The sequence below is a fragment of the Paraglaciecola sp. genome (assembly GCF_051252315.1).
Taxonomy (GTDB): domain Bacteria; phylum Pseudomonadota; class Gammaproteobacteria; order Enterobacterales; family Alteromonadaceae; genus Paraglaciecola.
The window spans coordinates 36,085-43,129 of sequence record NZ_JBPOFP010000034.1 but is presented as its reverse complement, the minus strand read 5'-3'; the positions used below and the strand labels follow the sequence as shown (position 1 = coordinate 43,129).

General features: G+C 40.3%; 5 protein-coding genes. All 5 read right to left on the bottom strand.

All coding sequences use genetic code 11. The features are described 5' to 3' along the window. Positions 1–40 precede the first annotated feature (40 nt). The 5 genes from ACSHXM_RS08870 to ACSHXM_RS08850 are packed head-to-tail and all read right to left on the bottom strand — an operon-like array spanning position 41 to position 7,028. Positions 41–190, bottom strand: a complete 150-nt coding sequence (locus ACSHXM_RS08870; protein WP_435688399.1) for a hypothetical protein — start codon at positions 188–190, stop codon at positions 41–43. 39 nt (positions 191–229) lie between these two features. After that, on the bottom strand, positions 230–3,376 hold the full coding sequence (locus tag ACSHXM_RS08865) for an efflux RND transporter permease subunit (protein WP_435688398.1): 3,147 nt from the start codon (positions 3,374–3,376) through the stop codon (positions 230–232). A gap of 15 nt (positions 3,377–3,391) precedes the next feature. Next, positions 3,392–5,146: an efflux RND transporter periplasmic adaptor subunit gene (locus ACSHXM_RS08860; protein ID WP_435688397.1), complete on the bottom strand. Its 1,755-nt coding sequence runs from the start codon at positions 5,144–5,146 to the stop codon at positions 3,392–3,394. Further along, positions 5,146–6,531 carry a TolC family protein gene (locus ACSHXM_RS08855; protein ID WP_435688396.1) on the bottom strand — a complete coding sequence of 462 codons (1,386 nt, stop codon included), beginning with the start codon at positions 6,529–6,531 and terminating at the stop codon, positions 5,146–5,148. Before ACSHXM_RS08855 ends, ACSHXM_RS08860 begins: the two co-directional genes overlap by 1 nt. After that, entirely contained in the window at positions 6,531–7,028 is a 498-nt protein-coding gene (locus ACSHXM_RS08850; protein WP_435688395.1) for a DUF411 domain-containing protein, read from the bottom strand. The genes ACSHXM_RS08855 and ACSHXM_RS08850 overlap by 1 nt, the downstream gene beginning before the upstream one ends. Positions 7,029–7,045 lie beyond the last annotated feature (17 nt).

The window sequence follows — 7,045 nt, the reverse complement described above, 5'->3', positions numbered from 1 at the left end:
CCCCTTTCTTATTTTTTAAAGATAATTTGACTAAACGCACTTATTTACTGAAATTAAGTTTAAGTTCTTCCGGTGTTTTCATTAACATTGCATTATCAGCAGGCACGGTTTTTTCAAGATGCACATGCGCAAATACCGCACTACTAAAAACGACACTGATTACGGTTAAAAATTTAATTAATGTTTTCATATTTACCTCTTTTTTAAGTTTATAATTTAACGACGAAATTTATTTTTTGGATAACGCTTGGTTGAAGATATTTATGTCTCGCTTCTTAACAATTGAATAAATTGCTGGCAGTACAATGAGTGTTAGTAATACTGCGCTCGTCATACCACCTACCATTGGCGCAGCTATGCGACTCATTACCTCCGAACCTGTTCCTGTTCCATATAAAATAGGGAAAAGACCAATGATGATTGTAGCTACCGTCATCATGACAGGGCGCACGCGCAAACCAGCTCCATGCAGTAAAGCTTCGCGGTACTCACCATCTGATATAGGTTTTACTTGCTCCTTGGCTTTTTCCTTAAGCTCGGTAAGAGCTTGATTCAAGTAAACCAGCATGATCACCCCAATCTCAACGGCAACACCTGCTAGCGCAATAAAGCCTACGCCTACTGCAACAGAGAAGTTAAACCCTTCTAAATGCATCAACCATAGGCCGCCAATCATCGCCATTGGCAATGTCACAACAATAATGGCCACTTCGCTAAATGAGCGGAAATTCAAATAAAGCAAGATCAAGATAATGGCTAGCGTTAAAGGCAATACATAAGTCAATTTTTCTTTAGCTCTTTCCATATATTCATACTGCCCAGCCCAAGAAATTGAGTAGCCTGCTGGTATGTCTAAATTTTTATCAAGGTACTCTTTGGCATTGTCTACATATGTGCCGACATCAACACCTTCGATATCAATAAATGCCCAGCCATTAATACGAGCGTTTTCACTTTTTATTCCCGGTGCGCCATTTTCAACACGAATATCTGCCACATCGCCTAGTGCGATGCGCTGACCATTTGGCGTAATAACAGGTAACCTTGAAAGCTGCTCAGGAGAATCTCGATAATCTTGTGGATATCTTAAATTGACGGGATAGCGCTCTTGTCCCTCAACAGTTTGAGTGACATTCATGCCTCCAATAGCCGTCGATACGACCTGCTGGACATCAGCTATATTTAGCCCGAATCGACTCGCCTTTTCGCGAGAGATATCGACCTTGATATAACGACCCCCAGCAACACGTTCAGAATAAACAGACGCAGTACCTTCTACTTTTGGCAACAGTTGTTCTATCTGTTGACCAATTTCTTGAATCGTATCAAGATCAGGTCCTGCTATCTTAATTCCAACTGGAGTTTTGATGCCTGTCGCTAGCATATCTATTCGGGTTTTTATTGGCATTACCCAAGCATTGGTTAAGCCGGGGAATTTAACCAACTTATCAAATTCAGCTTTTAAACTTTCAGTGGTTACACCTTCTCGCCACTGCTCTTGTGGTTTCAACTGAATGAAAGTTTCAATCATAGTTAAAGGGGCTGGGTCAGTGGCGGTTTCAGCACGACCAACTTTACCAAAAACGGTTTCAACCTCAGGTACTGTGCGAAGTAACTTGTCCGTTTGTTGCAATAACTCACGAGCTTTACCAATAGAAATGCCCGGATAAGTGGTTGGCATATACATCAGGTCACCTTCATCTAGTGGCGGGATGAATTCACTACCAATCTTATTAACAGGCCAAAAGCCTACTACCGTAATCAATATTGCTATTACAATTGTCGATTTAGGGAATTTCATCACTTGCCTTAAGACAGGCATATATAGCGCCGTTAGTACGCGGTTCAATGGATTTTTCTTTTCAGATATAACCTTGCCACGAATAAAATAGCCCATAAGAACGGGAACTAGCGTGATTGCTAATCCAGCAGAAGCTGCCATTGCGTAGGTTTTTGTATAGGCAAGAGGGGCAAACATTCTTCCTTCCTGCGCTTCTAAAATAAAGACGGGTAAAAATGACACGGTGATAATTAACAAACTGAAAAACAATGCAGGCCCAACTTCACTTGCAGCTTTAGCCACGATTTGCCAGCGATTTTCATCCGTTAATGGTGTCTTTTCCATATGCTTATGCATATTTTCAATCATGACAATTGCGCCATCGGTCATGGCTCCAATAGCAATGGCAATTCCGCCTAATGACATGATATTGGCATTGATACCTTGCATATACATGATAATAAAAGACACCAAAATACCTAACGGCAGCGTGATAACTGCGACAAAAGAAGATCGCAGATGAAACAAAAAAGCTGCACAAATAAGTGCCACCACAATTAACTCTTCAATCAATTTATCTGACAGATTGTTGACCGCTCGTTCAATTAACTTAGATCTGTCATAAACAGGCACAACTTCAACTCCCTCTGGTAGAGAAGACTTTAATGATTCAAGTTTGTCTTTAACACCAATGATTGTTTGCTGCGCATTCTCTCCAAAGCGCATGACTATTACGCCTCCTACAACTTCTCCTTCACCATTTAACTCCGCTATCCCTCGACGCATCTGGGGACCCAGTCCAACGTCAGCTATATCTCCAATACGTAATGGCGTGCCCTGCTCATTAACGCCTAACGGAATTTCTTCGATGTCACCGACAGATTGAATATATCCAGTAGCCGTTACCATGTACTCAGCTTCGGCCATTTCAACAACAGATGCACCTGTCTCTTGGTTACCTCTTTTCAGCGCCATTTGAACGTGAGTCAATGGTATGCCGTAAGCTCGCAACTTATCTGGGTCAACTTGCACTTGATATTGTTTAACCATGCCACCAATTGCAGCTACTTCAGAAACTCCCGGCACAGTTTGGAGTTCATACTTGAGGAACCAGTCTTGGATACTACGTAACTGACTAAGATCATGATTTCCTGAAGTGTCCGTAAGCGCATATATATAAACCCAGCCCACACCTGTAGCATCAGGCCCTAGCTGTGGTTTTGCCGAATCAGGTAAACTCGGAGCTACTTGACTCAAATACTCCAACACCCGACTCCTTGCCCAATAAAGGTCTGTATCGTCGTCAAATATAATGTAGACGTAAGAGTCACCAAAGAAAGAGTACCCTCGAACCGTTTGCGCTCCCGGCACTGAAAGCATTGCGGTTGTTAAAGGGAAAGTAACTTGATCTTGTACTACCTGAGGTGCTTGTCCCGGATAACTCGTTTTGATAATTACTTGTACATCTGACAAGTCAGGCAGAGCATCAACTGGTGTATTTTTTAACGCAAATATTCCACCAAAAGCGATGATAAGCGTGATTAATAAAACAAAGAAACGGTTGCCCACTGACCATCTAATTATTGATTCAATCATTATTATTCTCCCAACTTAATGATTCGAATGATCAACAACAGCTTTTTTTTCATGATTTTTCTCATGCTCGCCACTGTTTTTTTCATTTGATTCAAGGGAAATTTCAGTGATAACTAAGTCATCTCTCACTTCAAATGTAAATATGACATTTTCACCAACTTTAAAGTCTGCTATGTCTATGTTTTCCTCAACGATAAAATCCATCGTTGCCGCAGGTCTATCCCACTTCTCTATTGGACCTCGACTAATATTGACAGTGCGATTACCTAAGGTTATTTCATTGATTAAACCTGAAACTGTTGCTGACGATACTTCTGGCTCCCCCATGATATGAATCCCCGTGACTTCATATCCCCCTTCATTGGTTTTAGACACCTCAAAGTGCAAGGATTGACCTGACTTCAATAAATCGACATCGACTTTCTCAGCCATATTAAAGTCCATTGTCATTTCAGGCCAATCCCAAGCTTCAGCCGGACCATGTGTAATATTGACCATACGATGCCCCGTCATGACGCTATTTACTTCACCTTGCATCCAAATTGAGTTCGGCACCTCATCATGGGTCATACGCTTAAAGTCGGATGATTTACTTGATTCAGAATCAATTAAGAATTGAGCAGAGGTAACAACCACATCTTCTTCAGTTAATCCATGCAAAATCTCGATACTATCGATATCGACTCGACCAATAGTGACTTCAATAGACTTAAATTGTCCATCACCTAAAGCAAGTACCACTCGGTCTTGCTTACCTGTGCGTATGACGGCCTCTTTAGGGACAATAATCGTACTGTCGGTTTGATTTGCATGAATCGAAACTTGTGCGAACATATTGGGCTTTAATTGAAAATCAGGATTATCAAATTTCAACCGAACTCTAAGGGTGCGAGTTTTGTTGTTTAAAGTTGGGTAAACATAATCAACAACGCCAGTCCAATCTTCACCGGGCAGATAGTCCAGAGTCATTGATACTGGCAACCCTTCTTTGATCATCGCAGTATCTCGTTCAAACACTTCAGCTTCTACCCATACTTGGTCAAGTTTGCCGATACTAAGCAACGTATTTCCCGGCTTCACATAAAAGCCTTCTCGTATCTTTAACCCATCCACAACACCAGCTTGAGGTGAATAAAAGGTAATGGATTGCTGAACTTTTCTTGTTTGCTCTAATTCTTTAATAAAGTCTGCTGAAAGTTGCAGCGCTTTAAGACGATCTTTAGCTGCCGAAACTAGAGAGCTGTTATTGCGCTTTAAGGCAATTAACAATTCTTCTTGAGCATTAACTAACTGGGGAGAATATAAGGTGTAGAGTGGCTGCCCTTTTTCTACAGGGTTACCAGTAGCCTTGACATAAAGCTTTTCGATCCAGCCATCAACACGTGGGTGGATATGAATTAGCTTATCCTCGTCATATTGTACATAACCTACCGTAGAGATTTCAGTATGCATATTTTTTAGCTCAACAGGTGCGGTACGAACACCAAGATTGTTTACGACATGAGGAGAAACTTTAACTGAGCCGGGGCCGAAGTCATCACTTGATGATTCATCATCATATACGGGAATTAAATCCATCCCCATAGGAGACTTACCGGGCTTGTCCCGGCGGTAGTTAGAATCCATCGGGGCAACCCAATAAAGCGCCTTCTTTTCTTCAGATTTGGCGATCGAGCTATCATAGTTCGAGTTTTGGAATATACTCAAGGTCCCAGCACCTATTGCAGCTCCTATGATGATTGCGATAATTATTTTCGTATTAGATGACATTACTTTTCTCCAAATTTATTGGTGTGCGCAAGTACTGGTTTGGTATTTGACTGTGCGAAGAAATAATTGATACGAGCGACTGTTTTTAATGCATCAACATCTATTTTTAAGGCTGATATTCTGGCATTAAGCTGAGCTGTCCTTGCTCTGACGACTTCAGAAAAATCGCCATCATCGTTGGTGTAAGCAGTCAATGAAGCCTCAGCCTGTTCGTAGGTTTGCTTAAGCAATTGATCTTTATATATCGATTGTCTTTCTGATAATCTTTTTAGCTGACGTAGCTCTTTTTCTATTGCGCTAATCATTTGTTTTGTTAATAACAATTTCTCTGTTCTGATAGCTTCTGATTCAGCGATTGATGCAGCAACTTGTTTATCTTGTCTATCTTCAGTGAATAACGGTAAATCAAATGTCACGCCAACAGAAAACAAGTCCGATCTACTATCTCCTGATGGCATATCATCACGATAGGCATAGCTAGCGTTAACTCCCCACTGGGGCTTATATTGTTGTTTGGCTATAATAATTGCTTTTTCAGATACTTTTTTCTTAACATCAATTGCACGAATGGCAGGATGGTTTTCTAATGCTAATGCCAGAGCATTTCGCGAATAATGAACCTCATTTAGAACAGCAGGATTTTGCAATCGAATTGCAGGTAGATCTTCTGAGACATTGAGCGCCATTGGTTGTGAATCAAAATCAAACGCTTTTTCAAAATCGCTGTCATTATAAAGATGAAGCCATTCGTTTAGACGAGCAATTGACGTTTCTAATTTTTGCTTTTGAACTGTCAATCTATCTTCTAATTGAACAATTTCTAGTTGCGCTCGAATGACATCTTGTTGTCTTGTTTTTCCTACAGCATTCGAATAACTCGCTTTTGCAACCTCCGCCATTTGTTCGAATAGGTCCCAATCGTTTTCGATTAACTTAATCGTTTGTTGCGCTAAAAATGCATCTAACCAAAGTTGGGAAACTTCACTTTTTAATTTTGCTTTACGATTTTTGCGTAACAACGGGAATTTAGTTGATTCTATTTTTAACTGTTGTTTTTTGAGTTTCAAACTATCTCCTCTAGGAAACATTTGAGACACTCCAACTTTAAATTGAGTCATACCTTCTTGATCGAAGTTCCATGTATCTGTTGGCAAGTTCATCATGCCAACAGATATTTTAGGGTCAGATAATGTCCCGGAAGCTATACTCATATTCTCTAAAGCCTGTTGTTTCAAGCTGCTGCCGTGTAACCAAGGATCATTTTGTTGAGCTAACTCTATAGCCTGTTGAAGTGAAATAACTTTTTCGGCTTGGGCGTAAAATGCAGAAAACCCAATCATTAAACCAACAGTAACCTTTGATAAGTTTTGAATTCCTAATTTCATTAGAATTGCTCCTCATAGGTATTCACTTTTGCATAGACTTTGCTAGTTCCATCCTTAAAAAAGACCAACACGTTATAAGGCATAAAACGTTCACCGACTTCCATTCCCGGAGAGCCAATAGGCATCGCAGGAACTGACAAACCAATGGCGTTGTCGTGTTTTTCAGATAAAAATTGTTTTATGAATTTGGCAGGTACATGACCTTCAAACACAAAGCCACTTCTTGTAACGGCTGTATGACAAGAGCGATAATTAGGTTTGATACCGTACTTAGTTTTTATATTGGAGATGTTTCGGAAATCTTTGGAGTCCGCAATAATTCCTTCATCTTCAATATGAGATATCCATTTTTTACAACATCCACAAGTAGGCGTTTTATAAACTAATAACTCGATTGGTTTAACGTCAGCATTACTTTTATGATTATGCTCGGTTGCGTGGGTAAACGCTGGTACTAGCAGCACAACTACCGCTAACTTAAAAAATATTTTGATCATTTTTGCCCCCAGACATG